Raw genomic sequence first — 19,534 nt, 5'->3', positions numbered from 1 at the left:
CGTGGCGAGGATTTCGTCCCTGTCCAGTGCGGTGGCCGACCTGGTGCACGACGGCGACACCGTCGCCCTGGAGGGCTTCACGCATCTGATCCCGGTGGCGGCCGGGCAGGAGATCATCCGCCGGCGGGTACGCGAACTGACCCTGGTGCGGATGACCCCTGACATCGTCTACGACCAGCTGATCGGCGCGGGCTGCGCCGCCAAGCTGGTGTTCTCGTGGGGTGGCAATCCCGGTGTCGGGTCGCTGCACCGGTTCCGGGACGCGGTCGAGCACGCCTGGCCGAACGCGCTGGCGATCGAGGAGCACAGCCACGCGGGCATGGCCAACCGCTACGTCGCCGGTGCGTCCGGTCTGCCGTTCGCGGTGCTGCGCGGCTACGTCGGCACCGACCTGCCGGTCGTCACCGAGACCATCAAGCCGATCGTCTGCCCCTTCACCGGCGAGCGGCTGACCGCGGTGCCCGCACTGAATCCTGACGTCACGGTAATCCACGCACAGCGCGCGGACCGGGCCGGGAACGTCCAGCTCTGGGGTCTGCTCGGGGTGCAGAAGGAGGCCGTGCTCGCCGCGCGGCAAAGCCTGGTCACCGTGGAGGAGATCGTCGACGAGCTCACCCCGGTGCCCGGCGCGATCGTACTGCCCGCGTGGGCGATCACCGCGATCGCCGAGGTGCCCGGGGGCGCGCATCCGTCCTACGCGCAGGGATATTCCGAGCGCGACAACGCCTTCTACGCCGCGTGGGATCCGATCAGCCGCGATCGCGACCGGTTCACCGCGTGGCTCGACGACCACGTCTTCGCCGGGAGCGCCGCATGAACCGGCCGGCTGTCGCGGCCGACGCCGCGCCGGCGCCGGCCAGCGCCGACGAGATGATGACCATCGCCGCCGCGCGAGCGCTGACCGGCGGCAAACGCTGCTTCGTCGGCATCGGATTGCCGTCCACCGCGGCGAATTTGGCCCGCACGACGCACGCGCCGGACCTGGTGCTGATCTACGAATCCGGCACGCTCGGGTCCAAGCCGGGCAGGTTGCCCGCCTCGATCGGCGACGGCATCCTGGCCGAGACCGCAGACGCGGTGATCAGCGTGCCCGAGGTGTTCAACTACTGGCTGCAGCCTGGACGCATCGACATCGGCTTTCTCGGAGCGGCGCAACTTGACCGGTTCGCCAACATCAACACCACCGTCATCGGCGACTATCGGCACCCGAAGGTGCGGCTGCCGGGTGCGGGTGGTGCGCCCGAGATCGCCGCGTCCTGCGGCGAGGTGTTCGTGGTGGTGCGGCAGTCGCGCAAGTCTTTCGTCGAGCGCGTCGATTTCGTCACCTCGTTCGGGCACGGCCGCGGGGACGGTGAACGCGACCGGCTCGGCCTGTGTGGCGCCGGGCCCACCCGGATCATCACCGACCTCGGCATCATGTGTCCGGATCACACCGGCGAACTGGTACTGGTCGCGGTGCATCCAGGGGTGCGCGTCGAGCAGGTGCGCGCGGCGACCGGGTGGGAGCTGAAAGTCGCTGCGGAACTGCAGGTTACGGAGCCACCGAGCGCCGCCGAGCTCGCGGCGCTGCACGCGCTGCAGGCGGCGTCATGAACGGCGCGTTCGTCTACGACGGGGTGCGGACGCCGTTCGGCCGCTACGGCGGTGCGCTGGCGGGCATCCGGCCCGACGATCTCGGCGCGCACGTGTTGCGCACCCTGGCCGCGCGCACCGAGTTCGATCCCGGCGGCGTCGACGATGTCGTCTTCGGCGCGGCCAACCAGGCGGGCGAGGACAACCGCAACGTGGCCAGGATGGCCGCGCTGCTCGCGGGCTGGCCGACCGCGGTGCCGGGGACGACGGTGAATCGGTTGTGCGGCTCGAGCTTGGATGCCGTGCTGCACGGGGTACGCATGCTCGAGACCGGCGACGCGGCCATGGTCGTGGCGGGCGGGGTCGAATCGATGAGCCGTGCCCCGTGGGTCGTGCCCAAACCGCCCAAGGGATTTCCCGCCGCGGACGCGGTGCTGCACTCGACCACGCTTGGCTGGCGCATGGTGAACCCGGCGATGCCCGACCGGTGGACGGTCTCGCTGGGGGAGAGCACCGAGGCGCTCGCCGAGCGGTACGGCATCGATCGCGCGGCGCAGGACGAATTCGCCGCGCGCAGTCACCGATCGGCCGCGCGCGCCTGGGACGAGGGGTTCTACGCCGATCACGTCGTGGCCGTACCGGGGACCGATCTCGTTCGGGACGAAGCGATCCGGCCCGGCACGAGCGTGACCACGCTGTCCGGGTTGCGACCCGCGTTCCGGCCGGACGGGACGGTGACCGCCGGGAACTCCTCCCCGCTCAGCGACGGCGCGTGCGCGCTGCTGCTCGGCGACGAGACCGCGGCGGAGCGGATCGGCCGCGCACCGCTGGCCCGGATCGCCGGGCGCGGGGCGGCCGGTGTCGATCCCGACGTGTTCGGCATCGGCCCGGTGGCAGCGGCGCGTATCGCGTTGGCGCGCGCCGGAATCGACTGGGGCGACCTGGGGGTGGTGGAGTTGAACGAGGCGTTCGCGGCGCAGTCGATCGCGTGCCTGGCCGGGTGGCCGGAACTGGACGCGGAGCTCGTCAACGTCAACGGCGGCGCGATCGCGCTCGGGCACCCGCTCGGTGCGTCCGGCGGCCGGATCGTCCTGCAGCTGGCCAAGGAGATGCGGCGCCGGGGCAGCCGGTGGGGGCTCGCGGCCCTGTGCATCGGTGTCGGGCAAGGTCTCGCGATCGTTCTGGAGGCGACGTCATGAGTGCACGGCATTGCGCGGCAACGGCTTCGACCGGGCATCGGCGCGACCCGGCGGGCACGCACCCACCGCTGGACTACCCGGACTACACCTCCACCGTGCTGCGGCACCCGCGGGAATCGCTGATCGTGCTGCCGCAGCGGCTGACCGAGCTGACCGGTCCGGTCTTCGGCTCGGATCGGGTGGAGCCCACCGACAACGACCTGACCGCGCAGCATGACGGCCAGCCGATCGGGCAGCGGATCATCGTGCACGGGCGGCTGCTCGACGGCGACGGCAAGCCCATCCCACACTCGCTGGTGGAGATCTGGCAGGCCAACGCGGGCGGTCGCTATCGACACGACCGGGACCGCTGGAACTGCGCGCTGGACCCCAACTTCGACGGCGCCGGGCGCACCTACACCGACAGCGCGGGGCGATACGAGTTCACGACTGTCAAACCCGGTGCGTACCCGTGGCGTAACCATCACAACGCGTGGCGGCCCGCGCACATCCACTTCTCGCTGTTCGGGCGGGCCTTCACCCAGCGGTTGGTGACGCAGATGTACTTTCCCGACGATCCGCTGTTCTTCCAAGATCCCGTCTACAACTCGGTGCCCGCGCACGCGCGCGAATTGCTGGTCAGCCGATTCGATTACGCGCGCAGCGAGCCGGAGCAGGCGCTGGCCTTCGAGTTCGACATCGTGCTGCGCGGCCCTGCCGCGACGCCCTTCGAAGACGAGGAGGACGAGGATGACTAGCCTGCCGAGCACCCCCTCGCAAACCGTCGGCCCCTATCTGCACATCGGACTGACCTGGGCGGACGGGCAATTCGCGGTGCCACCGGGCACGCCGGGTGCGGTGTGGCTCACCGGCCGGGTGCGCGACGGCGCGGGCACCGCCATCGATGACGCCATGGTGGAGACCTGGCAGGCGATCGGTAACGCACCGGGCACGGAGCGAACCGGCTTCGCGCGCAGCGACACTCGGCGCGGTGCCTACGCGATACACACCCTCGTGCCGGAGGCGGTGTGCGACGGTGCGGGCGGACTGCAGGCGCCGCACCTGGACATGTCGGTGTTCGCCCGTGGGCTGCTGCACCGGGTCGTCACCCGGGTCTACTTTCCCGAGCACGCCGACCGGCATCCGGCCGACCCGGTGCTGGCGACGGTGCCACCGGCCCGCAGGCACACCCTGATCGCCCAACGCGAGGGGGACGGTTACGTTTTCGACATTCGCCTGCAAGGGGCGGACGAGACGGTGTTCTTCGATGTCTGAGTTGTTCGGCGGAGTGCTCGCGGCGGGGCCGGTCGCGGCGGCGGTCGGCGATCGGGCCTGGGTGCAGGCGATGCTCGATTTCGAGGCGGCGCTCGCGCGGGCTTCGGCGACGGCCGGGGTGATCCCGGCGGCGGCTGCGGCCGAGATCGAGAAGCGATGCCGGGCCGAGGAATACGACATCGCCGCCCTGGGCGCGGACGCGGTGCGGATCGGCAACCCGGCGGGCCCGCTGGTGCGCGCGTTGACCGCCAGGGTCGCGCCCGCCGCGGCGGCCTACGTGCACCTGGGCGCGACCAGTCAGGATGTGCTCGATACCGCCGCGATGCTGGTCACCGCCCGTGCGCTGGCCCTGCTCGACGCGGACCTGACCGCCTGTGCTGAGCTGCTCGCGCGACTGAGCGACGACCACGCCGAGACCGTGCTCGCCGGGCGCAGCCTGCTCCAGCAGGCGCCCCCGGTGATGTTCGGACTCACCGCGGCGGGCTGGCTGAGCGGCGTGGTGGCGGCGCTGGATCAGCTCGACCGGGTCCGCGCCTGCCGCCTGGCCGTGCAGTTCGGCGGTGCCGTCGGGACCTCGGCGGCCTTGGGCGCGAACGGCATTGCCGTGCTCGGCGAGCTCGCCCAGCGCCTCGGGCTCGCGGAGCCCGCCTTACCGTGGCATACCGAACGCAGCCGCATCGCCGAGATCGCGGGCGCGTCGGGGCAGACCTGCGGTGCGGTCGCGAAGATCGCCCGCGACATCACGCTGCTCGCGCAGACCGAGATCGCGGAGGTGGCCGAAGTGGGGCCGCCGGGCAGCGGCGGCTCATCGACCATGCCGCACAAGCGCAATCCGGTCGCCGCGGTGCTCGCCGCCGGTGCGGCGGCCCAGGCGCCGGGGCTGGTCGCCACGCTGCTGAGTGCCGGTGCCCACGAACATCAGCGCGCGGCGGGCGCGTGGCACGCGGAATGGCGGTCGTTGACCGAACTGCTGCGTAGCACCGGATCCGCGGTGCACTGGCTGCGTGTTTGCCTGTCGCGCCTGCGCGTCGACCCCGCGCGTATGCGCGCCAACCTGACGGCCTCCGGTGGCCTGCTCGTGGCCGAACATGTCGCGGTCGAGCTGGTTTCGGTGAGCGGCGGGGCGGTGGGCAGGCAGGAGGCCGGGGACCGCGTCGCAGCTTGTTGTGCGCAGGCGCAGTCGGAGGACCTCGCGCTTGCACTGACTGCCGATCCGGTGATCGGAAAGTACTTGGACCGCGGCAGGATCGACGAACTCCTCGAGCCGTCCGGCTATCTTGGCTCGGCGCGCGAGTTCCGGACGCGTGCGGTGGCGCGGTGGCGGGGGACGCGGCGATGAGTACGGTCGCGGTGCGCGCGCGCGTCGACGGGCCCCAGGACGGGGCGGCGGTGCTGTTGAGCGGTTCGCTCGGCAGTGACCTGCGCATGTGGGAGCCGCAGGCCGCGGCGCTGAGCGCGGCGGGCTACCGGGTGGTGCGCTACGACATACGCGGCCACGGGGATTCGCCGGTGCCCGCGGGACCGTATTCGCTCGCGGAGCTGGGGGCGGATGCGCTCGCCCTGCTCGACCGGCTCGGGCTGCGCCGCGTGCACTTCGTGGGACTCTCGCTCGGCGGCATGGTCGGGATGTGGCTCGGTGCGCACGCGCGCCATCGGCTGCGCACCTTGACACTGTGCTGCACCAGCGCGGAACTGGGCCCGCCCACGGGCTGGGCCGAGCGGGCCGCCGTCGTCCGGGCGGAGGGGACGGGGGCGGTCGCGAGCGCGGCCGTGCAGCGGTGGTTCACCCCCGGGTGGCGGGCCGCGCATCCCGAGCGAACGCGCTACTACGAGAGCATGATTGCCGCAACGCCCGCCGAGGGGTACGCCGCGTGCTGCGCGGCGATCGAGACGATGGACATCGCGACGGGCCTGACCACGATCAGTGCGCCGACCCTGGTCGTCGCGGGCCGCGACGATCCCGCGACGCCACCCGAACACGGCCGTCGCATCGCCGCCGCGATCCCGCTGTCCCGGCTCGAAATCATCGAGCCCGCCGCACATCTGGCCAACGTCGAACAACCGGAAACCGTCACCGAGCTGATCCTCGGTCACCTGAAGGAGAATCCGTGAACGAACGAGCCGAGCGGGGCGCGCAGGTTCGGCGGGAAGTGCTCGGCGACGCCCACGTCGACCGCGCCGAGGCCGAGACCACCGAATTCACCCGTCCCTTCCAGGAGTACATCACCGAATCGGTGTGGGGCTCGATCTGGACCCGTCCCGGTCTGGACCGCCGCACCCGCAGCTGTCTCACCCTCGCGGTGCTCACCGCGCTCGGTCGCCACGACGAGATCGCGATGCATGTGCGCGCGGCCCGCAAACACGGACTCACCCCCGCCGAGATCGCCGAGGTCTTCCTGCACACCGGCGCCTACGCCGGTGTACCGGCCGCCAACGCCGCCTTCACGATCGGGCGCACCGTGCTGAACGACATGGAAGAGGCCGAATGAGCACGCTCAGGTGTCGAAGACCTTGCCCGGGTTGAACAGATTCAGGGGATCGAGGGTGCGTTTGATCGCGACCATCAGGTCGACGGCGGCGCCGTGTTCGGCGCGCAGGTACTTCTTCTTGGTGATACCGATCCCGTGCTCGCCCGTCGCGGTGCCGCCGACGTCGAGGGCGTGGCGCACCAGCCGGTCGGAGAACTGCTGCACCGCAGCATGATTGCGGTCGTCGTAGGGCACGATGGTGTGCACGTTGCCGTCCCCGATGTGCCCGCACACGCTGACCGCCAAGCCGAGTTCCTCGCCGAGTCGCAGCGCGGTGTCCACCGCCGCCGCGAGCGCGGAATACGGGACGGCGGTGTCGGTGACCAGGAACTCCCGTCCCGGATGCAGTGATTTCAGCGCGAAGAAGAGGTTGTGCCGGTCTTCCCAGAGCGCGTAGCGCTCGGTGTGGGTGCGGGCGGTGGCGACGTCGATGGCATGGTGGTCCCGCACGATCCGGGTGATCTCGTGCTCCTCGGCGAGTGCCGCGGCCTCCGATGACGATTCGACGTCGATGAACAGTGCGGGGGTCTCGGCATAATCGGTGCCGCGATAGGCGTTGGTCGCGACCATGCTCAACGCATCGACGAGTTCGAGCCTGCTCACCGGGAGCGCCGCGCCGAGCATCGCCACGGCGGCGTCGACCGCGTCGGACACCGTCGGGAAGGAAACGCGCAGCGAGCGTAGCCATTCCGGGATCGGATGCAGACGAACAGTGAGCTCGGTAATGATGCCGAGCGTGCCCGCGGAGCCGATCAGCAGATCCTTGAGGTCGTATCCGCTCGACGACTTGCGGACCGCACGACCCAGCCGCGCCACCGATCCGTCGGCGAGTACCGCCTGCAAGGCCAGGACATTGGCGCGCATCCCGCCGTAGCGGACCGTGGTGGTGCCGCTGGCGTTGGTCGCGGCCATGCCGCCGAGCGAGGCGTCGGCGCCGGGATCCACGGTGAACTGCAGGCCGTACTCCGCCGTCGCCGCGTTCAATCGCGTTCGGGTGACGCCGGGTTGCACGGTGGCGGTGAAATCGGTGGGGGAGATCGCCAGAATCGAATTCGCCTGCGACAGATCGACGATCAGCTCGTCGTGCTGGGCGAGCAGGTGTCCTTCCAGGCTGGTGCCCGCGCCTCGGGGGATGAGCGGGGTGCGCGTCGCGTGCGCCCACCGGACCAGCGCGGCCACCTCGTCGGCATCGGTGGGCGACACGACCCCGCGGGGCCGTAGGCCGGCGCGTCCGGTCTCGTCGATGGTGAATTGGTCGAGAACCGCAGGGCGCGTATCGATCTCGAGGGGCGGGCCGTCGAACGCGGTGGTCATCGTAGGTCCTCCCTCTGGGCCGCCCTGGGGGTCGGCGCCCGTCTTCGCATGGTAGGGCGGCGGTGCGCGGCCGCGCCAGGGAACGGCGCGCGTCACCCCGGCCGGGTCGGTCATCGCGCACCGATGAGTTCGGGCGGCCCGCACCGTCGATATGGGTGACAGACCTCGACGCGAAGGAAAACATCGATGAAGACGGCAGTATCGGCGGACGGGACGCGTTTGGCCTACGACGTGGTGGGCGCGGGCCCCACACTCGTCTACGTCACGGGTGCGATCTGTTTCCGCAAGTTCCGGCCCGTCGCGGCCGATGTCAAGGCGATGGCGAAGGAATTCACCGTCTACACCTACGACCGCAGGGGCCGCGGCGACAGCACCGACACTGCGCCCTACGACGTGCAGCGCGAGGTCGACGACATCGAGACGATCATCGACGCGGCGGGCGGCAGCGCCTTCGTGTACGGCCATTCCTCCGGCGCGGTGCTCACGCTCGAAGCGGCGCTGCGACTGCCGCACAAGATCGATCGCGCGGTCGTCTACGACGCCTCGTACATGGTCAGCACCAAGGCATTGCTGCCGATTCTGCGCGGGTTCCTGCTCGAACAGTGAACGCCTGCTCGGCGCCCGTTGTTTGCCGCCGCGGAATCGCGGTAGTCGGCCGGTACGTGGCGATAGTGCAACGAGAGGAGCGGTCATGGGATTTCCCGAACAACAGCAGCCGGTTCCCGGCGTACAGGCGCGGATGGATCCGGTGCCCGATTGCGGGGAGGACAGCTACCGGGGTTCGGGCAAGCTGACCGGCAAGGCGGCCGTGATCACCGGTGCCGACAGCGGCATCGGGCGCGCGGTCGCGATCGCCTTCGCGCGCGAGGGCGCCGACGTGCTGCTTTCCTATCTCAATGAGGACGAAGACGCCAAGGAAGTTGCCGAACTGGTCGAGCGGGCCGGACGCAAGGCGGTGCTGGTGCCGGGCGACCTGGCCGAGCCGGGACAGTGCCGGAGCGTGATCGATCGAGCCGTGCGGGAGTTCGGGAAGATCGATGTGCTGGTGAGCAACGCGGCCTATCAGATGACACACGAGACGCTGGAGGAAATCAGCGACGAGGAGTTCGACCACACCTTCCAGGTGAACGTCAGCGCCTACTTCCGCTTGGTGAAGGCCGCGCTGCCGCACCTGCCCGAGGGTGCGTCCATCATCGGGAGCTCGTCGGTGAACTCCGATATGCCCTCGCCGACGCTCGCGCCCTATGCGGCGACGAAGGCGGCGATCGCGAACTTCTCCGCGAGTCTGGCCCAGCTGCTCGGTGCGCGCGGAATCCGCGTGAACAGCGTTGCGCCGGGACCGATCTGGACGCCGTTGATCCCCTCGACCATGCCGCCGAAGAAGGTGGCGGGCTTCGGTGACGACGTGCCGCTCGGGCGCGCGGGACAGCCCGCCGAGCTGGCGCCCGCGTATGTGCTGCTCGCCTCGGACGACGGGAGCTACATCTCCGGAGCGAGGATCGCCGTCACCGGTGGCCGACCGATCCTGTGAGCGCGCCGGATTGAGCCGGGGCGGCGTGGGTAAGCGCCGAACGTCAGCCGCAAGTCGCAGCGCGAAAGGTGAATTGCTGTGTCAGAACATGGAAGTGGGCCCCGCGAGGGCGTCGAAGGCGTCGTCGAGGACGTGAAGGGCAAGGCCAAGGAGGCGGCCGGTGTCGTCACCGGTGACGAGAACCTCAAAGGGGAGGGAAAAGCTCAGCAGGACAAGGCCGAATCCGAGCGCGAGGCCGCGCGCAAGGAAGCCGCGGCGGAGAAGGCGCGCGCGGAGGCCGATGTGAACGAGGCACGTCAAGCCGGTCATCAGCAGAACTAGGCACCGCGTGTCGAGTTGCCGGTCAGCGGATCACGCTGACCGGCAACACTGTTCGTGCGGGCCGGTTCAGTGCCAGTTGGTCAGTCGGAACTCCGCGACGAGATGCGCCAGGCCGGGTGCGGCGGCGGCGCGCTGTCGCGCCGCGCCGGTGCCGTGACGTTCCACGGTGCGTAACAGTCGTTTCGCCAGCGCGGTGTCGCCGGCATCGGCGAGCGCGTCGGCGATCCAGGCGACCAGTGACCGCAGCATGAGGATCGCGGGCACCCGGATCTCTTCGATGGGGTCTACCGCGGGGCCCGCCAATCCGTACCGTGCCGCGGCCCAAATGGCCGCCGCGCCAACCTGTTCATCGATCCGCGGCCCCTCCACGCCTTCGTCCAGCCGATGCAGGGCGGTCTGGACCAGGCCGCGGGTGAGCACCGCCTGCAGGAGCGCGTCGTCGACCGTGGCAGCGGTGTCGGCGGCGCGTACCTCCACGGTGGGGTACAGCTTCGACGGGCGCGCCAGCCAGAACGACGTGTGCTCGTCGACGAGCGTGCCGCATTCGATGAGGGTGGCGATCCGTGCGTCGTAGTCGTCGGCGGAGCGCGCGTACGGTGGCAGACCGGAGCCGGGGAACCGGGCCCGCGTGGCGCCGCGCCACGAACTGTAGCCGGAGTCGCGGCCGCGATGAAACGGTGAATTCGCGCCGACCGCAAGCAATGTCGGCAACCACGGCCGCAGGTGGTTCACCACCGCCACGGCACGGTCGGGGTCGGCGACGCCGACGTGCACGCGTGTGTCGCACCCGGTGTAATCATGTAACAGGCCGCGGTACCGATCGTGGATTCGGGTATACCGGTCCGCGCACGGCAAGGGGGCGTCGTCGTCGGTCGCCCGCGGCGCGGCGCCGACCGGTAGCACGGTGACGCCGCACGCATCGCCCGCTGCGGCCAATGTGGTTCTGGCGGCGAGCAATTCGGCGGTGAGCGCGGCCATGCCGGTGTGCACACCGCTGATCGCCTCGATCTGGATCGGGTGTGGCTGCTGCTTGAAACGAGCGCTGTCGGCCGCGTCGAGTTTGTCCGTCAGCCAGCCGCAGAGCGCATCGAATTCGGGTACCGGCCTGCCTTCCTGGTCGACCAGCAGAAATTCTTCCTCGAGACCTACCGTGCGTGCCTGCATTCGATCGAACTCCTCGCCGATCCGCTGTTGCCAGCGCTTTACCCGTGCCGGGGCAAAAGATGCGCGAATCGGTGAAAGCCGTTGTGCGACACCCTGCGGGGTGCTGCGAGTATGCCGCCACCGTCGGCCGCTCCCCACTCGTCATCTGGGGTTTCACCGCATCGGTACACCGGCTTAATCTCCGCTCAGAAGAACGACATGGCTCGCGGTGGCCGTGGTCGCCGCCCAAGACTAGGAAAGTCCATGAGCAGCTTTCGCACTATTCTTGCGTCTATCACCGTGGCGGCGGTCGGTGGATTTTCGACGTTGTTTCTCTGTCCGGTGACGGCCAACGCCGCCGATGATTCACCCTATTACTGGGATGTCCCGGTGCCGTCGCGGGCACAGGTGGAGATCATCGAGAACGCGGGCATCGAAATGGTGCCCGCCGGGCCCGGCAAGGTGACCATCGCGGTCGACGAAGCAGGTGCCAAGGCGCTGCGCGAGAAGGGATTGACCCTGACCAAGCGGGCGCCGGTCTACAAGTCCGATCCTGCCGAACGGCGCATGCCCGACAGCACGTATTACGGCGGGTATCACACGGCGGCCGATCTGCTGCGGCATGCCTCCGATACCGCGGCCAAATATCCCGGAATCGCGCAGGTGCACAACATCGGCAAATCCTGGTTGGCGGATCGGGGCCGAGGGGGGCACACGATGAACGTGATCTGCTTGACCGGAACGGCGGGCGGGACCGACGCGGAGAAGGCCGCGGCGAAAACCACGATGAAACCGGTCGGCTGCGATCTGGCGCCCACCACCCGCAAACCGCGCTTTCTGCTGACGGCGCAAATTCACGCGCGCGAGTTGGCCACGGGTGAACTGGCGTGGAAATGGATCGACTATCTCGCCACCGGCTACGGCACCGACCCCGCGGTGACCGCGATCCTGGACAAGACCGAGGTGTGGGTTGTCCCGGTGACCAATCCGGACGGTGTCGACGTCACCGCCAGCGGCGGTAACCGCCCCAAGATGCAGCGGAAGAACGTCGACAACAGCGCGACCCCGCCGTCGTGTTCGGTGGTCGACGGGTCCGGCCAAGGCCCCGGCATCGACCTGAACCGCAATTTCACCGCCCGCTGGGGCGGCGATTCCCGGAATCCGTGCTCGCAGACCTACCAGGGCCCGCGTGCCGCGTCGGAGCCGGAAACCCAAGCGATTCAGAAGCTTTACGCGAGTCTGTTCGCCAACCAGCGCCCCGGCGGCGGCGGTGACGTGCCGCAGACCGCGACCGGAATCGTGATCGATCTGCACGCCTACGGCAACTACGGGATCATTCCGAGCAACGCCACCCGGCGCAACGCGACCGAGTTGCGGGCCTTGACGAAGAAGATCGTGCCCGCCGGATTCATCGTCGGCACCTCCGAGGAGACCGTCGGATACTCGACCACCGGAACGACTGACGACCAAGCCCACGGTGCCTTGGGCCTGGCCGCGATCACCATCGAGATCGGACCGAACAACTCCTCGTCGTGCGGTGGGTTCATGCCGCGCTACTCCTGCGTGGAGAGCACCTTCTGGCCGCAGATGAAGCGGGCGTTCAGCACCGCGGCCCAACTGGCCGACGCGCCCTACAAGCAGTCGAGCGGCCCGACCTCCTGACCCCGTTCGTCGCACCGGCCCGGCTCACGGTAGCCGGGCCGGTGCGACGTGTCGCGCGTGCGGCGGCGCGGCGTCCGGGCACGGGGCGCGGTGGATGGTTCCATGTCGGCCATGAATCCAGCGCGGTGTGGCGATGCGTGAGGCTCGGGTCCGGCGGCGGTGGTCGTTTCCCTCGACCTATACGATCCTCGCCGGCGTCGCGGTGCTGGTGTGGCTGGCGGCGTTCGTGATTCCGCCGGGGGCCTACGACATCGACGACCGTGGCCGTCCGATCGCCGGGACATACCATCGCGTCGTCGACGGCCAAGGATTCGGCGCGCGGCTGCGGGAGTTGTTCCTCGCCCCCGTCAACGGTCTCTACGGCGTGCGGGACGAGGCGTCGGGCCACGTCGGTCCCGATCTGACCGGACACCTCTACGGCGCGGCGGCGGTGTTCCTGTTCGTGCTGGCGGTCGGAGCGTTCATCACCGTCGCCTTCGCCACCGGCGCGCTCGACAGCGGGATCGGCCAGCTGGCGTATCGGCTGCGTGGCCGGTCCGGGTTGCTGATCGCCGGGGTCATGCTGGTGTTCGCGATCGCGGGCACGGTGGAGGGCTTCGCGGAGGAGACCCTCGGTTGCTACGCGGTGCTGGTGCCGCTGCTGCTCGCGCTCGGCTACGACCGGATGACGGCGGTCGGCGCGATCATCTGCGGCGCCGGGGTCGGCATGCTGTGCTCGACCGTGAATCCGTTCGCCACCGGGACCGCGTCCGCGGCCGCGGACGTGCCGCTCGGCGACGGCATCGGGCTCCGGCTCGCGATGCTGGTGGTGCTCACCGCGGTCACGGTCGCATACGTGCTCTGGTACGCGGCGCGGGTCAAGCGAGATCCGGAGAAGTCATGGTCCGGTTGGCAACCCGGTGACCGGGACGGGCGGAGTGCGCAGCGGCCCGACCCGATGACGCGACGCCAGCGACTGGTGCTGTGGCTGGTGGCGACGACCTTCGCGGTCATGATCTTCGCGGTCATCCCGTGGGCGGAAGTGATCGAGGGCACCGGTGCCGAACGGTACCGCTGGCAATTGGGTTGGTACTTCCCGGAACTCACCGCGCTGTTCCTGGTCGGTGCGGTGGTGATCGGCGTGGTCGGCGGATTGGGGGAGAGCCGGGTCGCCGAGGCCGTCGGCAAGGGCTTCGGCGATTTCGCCGGGGCGGGCATGGTGATCGTGCTGGCCCGCGGGGTGACCGTGATCATGAACAACACCGAGATCACCAGCACCGCACTGCATGCCCTGGAGGGATTGGTCACCGGCACGTCGTCGGTGGTGTTCGCCGTCGCGGTGTTCCTGGTCAATGTTCCGTTGGGATTCCTGATTCCGTCCAGCTCAGGGCACGCCACGCTGGTCATGCCGATCATGGCGCCGCTCGCCGATTTCGCGAATGTGCCGCGTTCGCTGGTGGTTACCGCGTGGCAGTCGGCCTCGGGCTTGGCCAACCTGGTCACTCCGACCACGGCCGTGGTGACCGGCGGGCTCGCGTTGGCGAAGGTGCGCTATGACCGCTACGTCCGGTTCGTCGCACCGCTGCTCGGCATCTTGGCGGTGCTGATCTGCGTGTTTCTCGCGCTCGGCAGCTTCGTCGGTTAGTCGTCGGCGCACGGCAGCAGCAGCGGGGTGGCCAGCAGCAGCGCACCCGGGATTCCCGGCTGCACGCAGGCGAGACCGAGCGGGAACAGCGCCCGCGACCAGCCGGAAACCCGCGGTACCCGGTACTCGCCGTAGCGGCGCGCCAGCGGAGCGGACAGGCGGGCGCCGAGGAGGCCGCCGACCGCGGGAAGCCTGAGGCCCAGACCGTATTGCCAAGCGGGAAAACGGTATTCGCCGAGCAGCAGGACCGCGAGCAGCGGGGCGGCGTGGCGCCCGTCCTGGGCGACACGGAGATCCGCGGGGCGGCGATGAATTCCGGCGGGCCACCGCGTCTACATCGGTGAGGACACCGACGAGGAGGCGTTATGGCCACTAAACAGGACCCCCGCCCGCGGATATCCCGGACAGCCGGGACGCGGCGCTCGACCGGCTCGAGCCGCTGGTCGGTCGATGGCAGGTGGAGGTCTCGTTCGCGGCGGGATTCTTCGGGCCCGGCACCCCGGCCGTCACCGACCGCAGCGGCACGACCACCTTCGAATGGATGAAGACGAAGCGGTTCGTCATCGAGCGCTCGGTCATCGAGCACCCGGCCGCGCCGGACACGATCGTGATCATCGGGCTCGGTCAGAACGCGACATTCGTCCGGCACCACTACGATTCGCGCGGTGTCAGCCGCACCTACCAGATGACCCTGGATCATGGCGTGTTGCGTACATGGCGGATGGAACCCGGCTTCTCGCAACAGTATTCGGGTACCTTCAGCGCCGACGGGAACCAGATCACCGGTGCGTGGCAGAAGTCGGCCGACGGCCTCGCCTGGGAACACGACTTCGACCTCACCTACTACCGGATCGGGGCTTAGGGCGAACCGGGTTCCATGAGCTCGAGCAGGCGATCTCGCACCGGTGTCGGCGACCTCGCGGCCAGGGTTCGGGTGTCCGCGCGCACGTGATCCGCCGGTTCCCGTCGTCATCAAGGGCCGCAGCACTATTCGGGGCGTGCGGCCGCGGCGGCCTTGGCGGCGTGCGGCAGTGCGTCGAGGATGGTGGTGAGCGCGCGGTCGTCGTGGGCGGCGGTGACGAACCAGGCCTCGTAGACGCTCGGCGGCAGGGCGACGCCGTGTTCGAGCATGGCGTGGAAGAACGGCGGGAACCGGAAGGCCTCCTGCGCCTGGACCGCCGCGTAGTCGCGGGCCGGGGTGGGGGAGAACAGCACCGAGAACAGGTTGCCCGCGGACTGAATCGTGTGCGCCACACCGGCTCGCGTGAGCGCTTCGGCGGTCGCGACCCTGATCGTCTCGCTCGTCTGGTCCAGCACGTCGTAGGTCTTCTGGTCCGCGAGCCGCAGGGTGGCCAGGCCCGCGGCGACGGCGAGCGGGTTCCCGGACAGCGTGCCCGCCTGATAGACCGGCCCGTCCGGGGCGAGATGGTCCATGATGTCGCGGCGGCCACCGACCGCGGCCAGCGGCACGCCACCGCCGACCACCTTGCCGAAGGCGACCAGGTCGGGCGTGTAAGGCGCGGTGGCGCGCGAGTTTTCCAGGCCCCAGTAGCCGTCGGGCGCGACCCGGAAACCGGTGAGCACCTCGTCGAGGATCAACAGGGCGTCGTGCTCGTGGGTCAGCGTCGCCAGGGCGGCGTTGTAGCCGTCGTCGGGGGCGACGACACCCATGTTCGCGGCGGCGGCCTCGACGATGACGGCCGCGATCTGGCCGGGGTGCGCGGCGAAAGCCGCACGGACCGCGTCGATGTCGTTGTAGGGCAGCACGATCGTCTGCGCGGCGATCGGTTCGGGCACTCCGGCCGAGGCGGGCAGCCCGAAGGTCGCCACGCCGGAGCCCGCGGCGGCGAGCAGGCCGTCGGAATGGCCGTGGTAGTGGCCGGCGAACTTCACCACCAACGATTTTCCGGTGTACCCGCGCGCCAACCGGATCGCGGTCATCGTCGCCTCGGTGCCGGTGGACACCAGGCGCAGCTCGTCGATCAGGCCGCCCTCGGCTCGCTTTCCGCCGAGCCGAGCGACGACGAGCTCGGCCAACTCGGTCTCGGCGGGTGTCGTCGCGCCGAACGACAGGCCGCGTGCGGCCGCATCCTGTACGGCGGCAACGACTTCCGGATGGGCGTGCCCGAGAATCGCTGGGCCCCACGAGGCCACGAGATCGACATAGTCTCGGCCCTCGACGTCGGTGACGTACGGGCCCGCGGCCGAGACGATGAACCGGGGCGCGCCGCCGACCGAACCGAAGGCGCGCACCGGTGAGTTCACCCCGCCCGGAATGACCTGCCGCGCACGATCGAACTGGGACTCGTTGCTCGTAGAAGCAGTCATGCTCCTCAGCCTAGGTGAGCTCCCGATCGGCCTGCCGGACCCGGCGGCGCAGGATCATTGGTAGTCCGTCCTTGGGGCGCAACGTCAAAGTGTGCTCGGGGTGCACCCGGGTGCCCGCGGCGAGGTCGAAGGTGTAGCGCTGGGTGAGCATGGCGAGTATGAGCTTGGCCTGGACGCGGGCGAACCCGAGGCCGATGCACTGCCGGTGGCCCGCGCCGAAGGGCAGGTACGAATAGCGCGGGCGCGCTACCGGATTCGATCCCGGGTCGGCGGGAGGGAAGACGAACTGCCGGTGCTCGGGCAGGAAGCGGCGCGGATCGAAGCCCTCGGGATTCGGCCACGACCGCGGATCGTGGTGCAGCAGATAGGAGGCCACGTACACGGTCGCGCCCGCCGGGATGTGGTAGCCGCCGAGCACGTCGTCGGCGACGGCCTGCCGTTCGATCAACCAGGAGGGCGGATACAGCCGCATCGCCTCCTCGATGACCGCCGTGGTCCACGGCAGCCGATCCAGGTCGGCGGGCGTTGGCCTGCGGTCGCCGAGCACGGTGTCGACCTCGGTGATCAGCCGCTCGCGCGCCTCGGGATTGTTCGAAAGCAGCAGTAGCGTCCACGCCAGTGAGTAGGCCGTGGTGTCGTGCCCCACCAGCAGGAAGGTCTTCAGCTCGTCGCGGACCTGCCCCGGGCTCATCGCCGAGGCGCCCGCCTCGTCGCGGGCGTCGAGGAGCAGGCCGAGCAGATCGTGCCGGTCGTCTTTGCGGTCGTCCTGTCGTTCCCGGATGAGGCGGGTGACGACGTCGTCGAGCACGGCGACCGCCGCGTCCAGCTTGCGCCAGCGCGGCGCCTGCATCCGCAGCGCGAGATCGGGTGTGACACCGGGGATTCGGAGCGGCAGCCAGGTGAGCAGCGAGGTCATCGCCTTACCGACGCAACGCAGGATCTCCACGAGCGCCTCGTGCACCCGCGCCGCGTCGTCGGAGAGGTCGCCGCCGAACAGCGCGGGACCGGTCACGTCGAGCGAGAGCGCGTTCATGGCCACGGACACGTCGAGCCGGTCGCCGTCGGGCCGGGTCGCCCAGCGGGCCAGGGTGCGTTCGGCGGCGTCGATCATGTACTCCGCGAAGCGATCCAGTTGTCTGCGGGCGAACAGCGGTTGGATGATCCGGCGCTGCCGGGTCCACGCCTCGCCCTCGTTGGTGAGCAGCCCATTACCCAGCGCCATCGCCGCGACCTTGGCGTTGAGGGTCTTGCCGTAGTTGCTCTGCCGCGCGACGAAGACGTCCTCGACGAGATCGGGGTCGTTCACGAGAAAGAACTGCTGCCCCGAGGCGGCTATGCGGACGACGTCGCCGTACCGCTGGACGAGGTCTTGGAACGCCGTGCACGGGTCGCGGCGGATGTCGGTCATCACCCGGAAGGCGTCCAGGCCGGTGGGCCCCGGGGCTTGCCTCGGCTCGGTCACGGTATCGATGCGGGGTGGGGCTTCGGTCACGATCGTCGCTTCCCGTATTGCGCTTGGTTGTTTGTCCAAGATCAGGGGCGTTCGCCCGGAATTCAACCCCCCATCCGGGGCATCCCGGACCACGAGTTGCTCTGCGAGACTGGCTCGATGGGCGACAACGACTGTCGAAGCCTGCCTTTCCGGAACAGGCCCGCATCCGCATGGGCTGGGCCGTGCGACGGCTCGTGGGGAGTGAGAGGATCCAGATGGAAGCGGTAGAGCAATTCCTGAAAGAGAATTCGATCACGACGGTCGAGCTCGCCACCCCCGACATGACCGGCGCACTGCGCGGAAAGCGCATCCCGGTCGAATCCTTTCTGGCCAACGGTATGTCGGACGGGGTAGGTCTGTCCTCGGCGGTATTGGCGTGGGACTACTCGATGGAGGTCATCGAGACCGCCGACTACAGCTGGTCCAACGGGTATCCGGACATCTTCCTGCGCCCGGATGTGGCGACGCTGCGGCTGGTGCCGTGGAAACCGAAGACCGCGCTGGTCTTCTGCGACGTGGTGGACGGCGCGGGCGAGCTCGCCGCGATCGCGCCGCGCACCGTGCTGCGCCGTGTCCTCGCTGATGTCGAAAAGATCGGTCTCGCACCGTATATCGCGATGGAGACCGAGTTCTACGCGCTGGACGGGGAGTCGCTGCGCGCCCGCGGTGCGCGCAATCCCGTCTACAGCCTGCACGACAACCATTACCTGGAGCCGTTTCTCGACGAGATCTGCGCGATGCTGCTCAGCGCCGACGTCGAGGTGGAAGCGTGCGGCGCCGAATACGCGCCCGGTCAGGTCGAGATCAACCTGACGCCGTCCGATCCCGTCACCGCCGCGGACAGCCTGCTGTTCTTCCGGTACGCGGTCAAGCAGCTCGCGCCGCGGCACGGGTTTCGCGCGACGTTCATGGCCAAGCCCTTCGGCGACCTGTCCGGCAGCGGCTTGCACATCCACCAGAGCATGTGGGGGCCGGACAAGCGCAACGTGTTCTGGGACGCGCGAACCGGTGGGTTGAGCACTGTCGGCGGCAACTATGTCGCTGGACTGCTGAAGTACGCGGCCGAGCTGCAACTGGTCGCCGTGCCGACCCCCAACGGCTACAAGCGGGTAGCCGACCATTCGTTCGCGCCGACCAACCTGTCCTGGGGCTTGGACAACCGCTGCGCGGCGGTGCGCGTGCTCGTCAGGGACGCCAAGGGCACCCGGGCGGAGACACGCATCGCCGCCGCCGACGCCAACCCCTACCTCCTCGCCGCGGCCCAGCTCGCGGCGGGTGCGGCCGGCGTCAGCGAGGAGCTGACCCCGGCCGCACCCGCCGCGAACTCCTATCTCTCGACCGACTATCCGCCGCTGCCGACGAATATCTGGTCGGCGGCAACGCTTTTCGGCGAGAGCGAGTTCGCGAAGCAGGCTCTGGGCGCGGGCGCCGTGCAGAACCTGTGCCAGGTGGCGTTGAACGAGGCGGCGGCGGGCCAGCGAGAAGTGACCGAATGGGAGCGCGCGCGGTATCTGGACTCGGTGTAGGCGACGTTGCTCCGACCTTTCGATCGGCAGGAAATTAGGA

19 protein-coding genes are annotated in these 19,534 nt (G+C 69.6%); 15 read left to right on the top strand and 4 right to left on the bottom strand.

Annotation, left to right across the window (positions count from 1 at the left end):
- Position 1 precedes the first annotated feature (1 nt).
- Genes F5X71_RS19075 through pcaC form a run of 8 tightly spaced genes read left to right on the top strand, consistent with a single transcriptional unit; the run spans position 2 to position 6,514 of the window.
- A complete protein-coding gene (locus tag F5X71_RS19075) occupies positions 2 to 817 on the top strand; it encodes a CoA transferase subunit A (RefSeq protein WP_167463259.1) in 816 nt (271 codons plus the stop codon).
- Positions 814 to 1,593 (top strand): CoA-transferase subunit beta, encoded by a 780-nt coding sequence (locus tag F5X71_RS19070; protein WP_167463258.1) that lies wholly within the window; start codon positions 814 to 816, stop codon positions 1,591 to 1,593. Before F5X71_RS19075 ends, F5X71_RS19070 begins: the two co-directional genes overlap by 4 nt.
- Complete coding sequence (locus F5X71_RS19065; protein WP_167463257.1) at positions 1,590 to 2,771, top strand: thiolase family protein; 1,182 nt, start codon at positions 1,590 to 1,592, stop codon at positions 2,769 to 2,771. Before F5X71_RS19070 ends, F5X71_RS19065 begins: the two co-directional genes overlap by 4 nt.
- On the top strand, positions 2,768 to 3,508 hold the full coding sequence (gene pcaH / locus F5X71_RS19060; protein ID WP_167463256.1) for a protocatechuate 3,4-dioxygenase subunit beta: 741 nt from the start codon (positions 2,768 to 2,770) through the stop codon (positions 3,506 to 3,508). The genes F5X71_RS19065 and pcaH overlap by 4 nt, the downstream gene beginning before the upstream one ends.
- Positions 3,501 to 4,025: a protocatechuate 3,4-dioxygenase subunit alpha gene (gene pcaG, locus F5X71_RS19055; RefSeq protein WP_167463255.1), complete on the top strand. Its 525-nt coding sequence runs from the start codon at positions 3,501 to 3,503 to the stop codon at positions 4,023 to 4,025. The genes pcaH and pcaG overlap by 8 nt, the downstream gene beginning before the upstream one ends.
- Positions 4,018 to 5,364: a 3-carboxy-cis,cis-muconate cycloisomerase gene (gene pcaB, locus F5X71_RS19050; RefSeq protein WP_167463254.1), complete on the top strand. Its 1,347-nt coding sequence runs from the start codon at positions 4,018 to 4,020 to the stop codon at positions 5,362 to 5,364. Before pcaG ends, pcaB begins: the two co-directional genes overlap by 8 nt.
- Complete coding sequence (pcaD, locus tag F5X71_RS19045; RefSeq protein WP_167463253.1) at positions 5,361 to 6,137, top strand: 3-oxoadipate enol-lactonase; 777 nt, start codon at positions 5,361 to 5,363, stop codon at positions 6,135 to 6,137. Before pcaB ends, pcaD begins: the two co-directional genes overlap by 4 nt.
- Positions 6,134 to 6,514 carry a 4-carboxymuconolactone decarboxylase gene (pcaC, locus tag F5X71_RS19040; protein WP_167463252.1) on the top strand — a complete coding sequence of 127 codons (381 nt, stop codon included), beginning with the start codon at positions 6,134 to 6,136 and terminating at the stop codon, positions 6,512 to 6,514. Before pcaD ends, pcaC begins: the two co-directional genes overlap by 4 nt.
- Positions 6,515 to 6,520: 6 nt before the next feature.
- Here pcaC and F5X71_RS19035 read toward each other — a convergent pair whose 3' ends face one another.
- Positions 6,521 to 7,867: an FAD-binding oxidoreductase gene (locus tag F5X71_RS19035; protein WP_167463251.1), complete on the bottom strand. Its 1,347-nt coding sequence runs from the start codon at positions 7,865 to 7,867 to the stop codon at positions 6,521 to 6,523.
- 186 nt (positions 7,868 to 8,053) lie between these two features.
- On the opposite strand from F5X71_RS19035, the gene F5X71_RS19030 reads away from it, so the two are divergent.
- The 3 genes from F5X71_RS19030 (at position 8,054) to F5X71_RS19020 (ending at position 9,719) form a co-directional block, all read left to right on the top strand.
- The gene (locus tag F5X71_RS19030; protein ID WP_238815321.1) at positions 8,054 to 8,473 is read left to right on the top strand and encodes an alpha/beta fold hydrolase; all 420 of its coding nucleotides are present in this window, start codon (positions 8,054 to 8,056) and stop codon (positions 8,471 to 8,473) included.
- A gap of 85 nt (positions 8,474 to 8,558) precedes the next feature.
- On the top strand, positions 8,559 to 9,398 hold the full coding sequence (locus tag F5X71_RS19025) for an SDR family oxidoreductase (protein ID WP_167463250.1): 840 nt from the start codon (positions 8,559 to 8,561) through the stop codon (positions 9,396 to 9,398).
- Between the two features lie 78 nt (positions 9,399 to 9,476).
- The gene (locus tag F5X71_RS19020) at positions 9,477 to 9,719 is read left to right on the top strand and encodes a microaggregate-binding protein 1 (protein WP_167463249.1); all 243 of its coding nucleotides are present in this window, start codon (positions 9,477 to 9,479) and stop codon (positions 9,717 to 9,719) included.
- Between the two features lie 66 nt (positions 9,720 to 9,785).
- Here the strand turns inward: F5X71_RS19020 and F5X71_RS19015 are convergent, their stop codons facing one another.
- Complete coding sequence (locus F5X71_RS19015; protein WP_167463248.1) at positions 9,786 to 10,883, bottom strand: carboxylate-amine ligase; 1,098 nt, start codon at positions 10,881 to 10,883, stop codon at positions 9,786 to 9,788.
- 321 nt (positions 10,884 to 11,204) lie between these two features.
- On the opposite strand from F5X71_RS19015, the gene F5X71_RS19010 reads away from it, so the two are divergent.
- The 3 genes from F5X71_RS19010 to F5X71_RS19000 all read left to right on the top strand — a co-directional run bounded on the left by F5X71_RS19010 (position 11,205) and on the right by F5X71_RS19000 (position 15,010).
- The gene (locus tag F5X71_RS19010; protein WP_238815320.1) at positions 11,205 to 12,524 is read left to right on the top strand and encodes a M14 family zinc carboxypeptidase; all 1,320 of its coding nucleotides are present in this window, start codon (positions 11,205 to 11,207) and stop codon (positions 12,522 to 12,524) included.
- Between the two features lie 133 nt (positions 12,525 to 12,657).
- Positions 12,658 to 14,148, top strand: a complete 1,491-nt coding sequence (locus F5X71_RS19005; RefSeq protein ID WP_167463246.1) for a YfcC family protein — start codon at positions 12,658 to 12,660, stop codon at positions 14,146 to 14,148.
- A gap of 457 nt (positions 14,149 to 14,605) precedes the next feature.
- Positions 14,606 to 15,010: a hypothetical protein gene (locus F5X71_RS19000; protein WP_238815319.1), complete on the top strand. Its 405-nt coding sequence runs from the start codon at positions 14,606 to 14,608 to the stop codon at positions 15,008 to 15,010.
- Between the two features lie 125 nt (positions 15,011 to 15,135).
- Here the strand turns inward: F5X71_RS19000 and hemL are convergent, their stop codons facing one another.
- Both hemL and F5X71_RS18990 read right to left on the bottom strand, forming a co-directional pair.
- Complete coding sequence (gene hemL, locus F5X71_RS18995) at positions 15,136 to 16,476, bottom strand: glutamate-1-semialdehyde 2,1-aminomutase (RefSeq protein WP_167463245.1); 1,341 nt, start codon at positions 16,474 to 16,476, stop codon at positions 15,136 to 15,138.
- A 10-nt stretch (positions 16,477 to 16,486) separates the two neighbouring features.
- Positions 16,487 to 17,938 (bottom strand): cytochrome P450, encoded by a 1,452-nt coding sequence (locus F5X71_RS18990; RefSeq protein ID WP_167463244.1) that lies wholly within the window; start codon positions 17,936 to 17,938, stop codon positions 16,487 to 16,489.
- Positions 17,939 to 18,183: 245 nt separating this feature from the next.
- On the opposite strand from F5X71_RS18990, the gene F5X71_RS18985 reads away from it, so the two are divergent.
- Positions 18,184 to 19,494 (top strand): glutamine synthetase family protein, encoded by a 1,311-nt coding sequence (locus F5X71_RS18985; RefSeq protein WP_167463243.1) that lies wholly within the window; start codon positions 18,184 to 18,186, stop codon positions 19,492 to 19,494.
- Positions 19,495 to 19,534 lie beyond the last annotated feature (40 nt).

The sequence above is a fragment of the Nocardia brasiliensis genome, assembly GCF_011801125.1.
In the GTDB taxonomy this organism is placed as follows: domain Bacteria; phylum Actinomycetota; class Actinomycetes; order Mycobacteriales; family Mycobacteriaceae; genus Nocardia; species Nocardia brasiliensis_C.
This window is presented reverse-complemented; position numbering and strand designations above follow the sequence as displayed.